This is a genomic window from Bacillus sp. JJ1566 (genome assembly GCF_036962685.1).
GTDB lineage: Bacteria > Bacillota > Bacilli > Bacillales > Bacillaceae_L > Ferdinandcohnia.
The window spans coordinates 5,210-7,286 of the sequence record NZ_JBALOP010000009.1 but is presented as its reverse complement, the minus strand read 5'-3'; the positions used below and the strand labels follow the sequence as shown (position 1 = coordinate 7,286).

Annotated in this window: 1 protein-coding gene; it reads right to left on the bottom strand. The window is 39.9% G+C overall.

The window, feature by feature from the left end:
* Window positions 1–107: 107 nt before the first annotated feature.
* Window positions 108–2,030 (bottom strand): DNA topoisomerase (ATP-hydrolyzing) subunit B, encoded by a 1,923-nt coding sequence (gene gyrB / locus V7112_RS05505; RefSeq protein ID WP_335416531.1) that lies wholly within the window; start codon window positions 2,028–2,030, stop codon window positions 108–110.
* Window positions 2,031–2,077 lie beyond the last annotated feature (47 nt).

Genomic DNA, 2,077 nt, shown 5'->3' with positions numbered 1-2,077 from the left:
GGTCTTACTGCCAGTTAATACGGGATAAATCCGGATTCTTAATTTTAACCCATTCAATTATGTAACCAAAACACAGGATAGTAACAACACTATCCTGCATTAAATCGTTATACGTCTAAGTTTTTCACGTATTGTGCATTCTCTTCAATGAAATTACGCCTAGGTTCAACCTTATCACCCATGAGCATTTCAAAGGTTTCATCCGCATCGATTGCATCCTGAAGCTTAACCTGTAGCATAGCACGGTTACTTGGGTCCATAGTCGTTTCCCAAAGTTGCTCAGGATTCATTTCTCCAAGACCTTTGTAGCGCTGGATGCCCGGCTTTGGATTACTTGGCATTTCTGCTAAATACTTTTCAAGCTCACGGTCATCGTACGCATATTCAACACGTTTTCCTTGTTGAATTTTATATAAAGGTGGTTGCGCTATATAGATATATCCATGTTCAATAATCTGACGCATAAAGCGATAGAAGAACGTCAATAATAAAGTCCGAATATGCGCACCATCAACGTCAGCATCGGTCATGATGACAACTTTGTGATAACGAGCCTTGGAAATATCAAAATCTTCTCCAATACCTGTTCCTAATGCTGTGATCATAGAACGTACTTCATTATTGGATAAAATTCTATCGAGTCTTGCCTTTTCAACGTTAAGAATTTTCCCTCTTAGTGGCAGGATTGCTTGGAAGTGACGATCACGACCTTGCTTTGCAGATCCACCCGCTGAGTCACCCTCAACGATATAAAGCTCACTAATGGAAGGGTCCTTAGATGAACAATCAGCAAGCTTTCCTGGTAGGCTCGAAATCTCTAACGCACTTTTCCTTCTTGTTAATTCACGGGCTTTTTTCGCGGCCATTCGTGCTCTTGCAGCCATGGTTCCTTTTTCGACAATCTTCCTGGCAACTGAAGGATTTTCTAATAAAAATGCTTCAAACTTCTCAGAAAACACAGATTCAGTTATCGTTCTTGCTTCACTGTTTCCGAGCTTTGTTTTTGTTTGCCCCTCGAATTGTGGGTCTGGGTGCTTAATAGAGATGATAGCTGTTAGTCCTTCACGAACATCATCACCCATTAAGTTGGCATCATTTTCTTTAAATATATTATTTTTACGTGCATAGTCATTGATAATCCGCGTTAACGCTGTTTTAAATCCAGATTCGTGTGTTCCACCTTCATAGGTGTGAATGTTGTTAGCGAACGAATAAATATTACTTGTATAGCTATCGTTATATTGGAGGGCGATCTCAATTGCAATCCCTTCCTTTTCACCTTCAACAAACACTGGTTCTTCATGAACCACTTCTTTTGTACGGTTAAGGTGTTCAACGTATGACTTAATTCCACCTTCGTAATGGTATTCCTTACGTTTGTTTTCTTCACGCTTATCTTCGATTGTGATTTTTACACCTCTTGTTAAGAAGGCAAGCTCACGAAGACGAGTTGCAAGTGTATCAAAATCATACTCTAGTGTTTCAGTAAAAATTTCACCATCTGGCTTAAAATGTGTTGTAGTACCAGAATAATCCGTTTCTCCAACAACTTTTAACTCAGTTACTACATGACCACGTTCAAATGCAATATAGTGGATTTTACCATCACGGTGTACATATACCTCTAAGCTTGTGGATAGGGCGTTAACAACAGATGCACCAACTCCGTGTAGTCCACCAGAAACCTTGTAACCGCCGCCGTCAAATTTCCCACCAGCATGAAGTACAGTCATAATGACTTCTACAGCTGGGCGTCCCATTTTTTCTTGTATCCCGACCGGAATCCCACGTCCATTGTCCTTTACGGTAATACTATTATCTTCTTCAATGATGACATTTATCTCATCACAATAGCCCGCTAACGCTTCGTCAATACTATTATCTACGATTTCCCATACTAAATGGTGCAATCCTTTTCCAGATGTTGTACCAATATACATACCAGGGCGTTTTCTTACGGCTTCTAAACCTTCTAAAACCTCGATTTGACTCTCATCATATTCTTGTTGTTGCAATTCTTTTTCTTCCATTGCCACCAATATCACCTACACTTTATATTAAGAAAAGCGCAAGGCGC

What these genes read in the sequence shown, in the direction of transcription:
- gyrB (WP_335416531.1), bottom strand. Translation starts at nt 2,030, where the DNA reads ATGGAAGAAAAAGAATTGCAACAACAAGAATATGATGAGAGTCAAATC.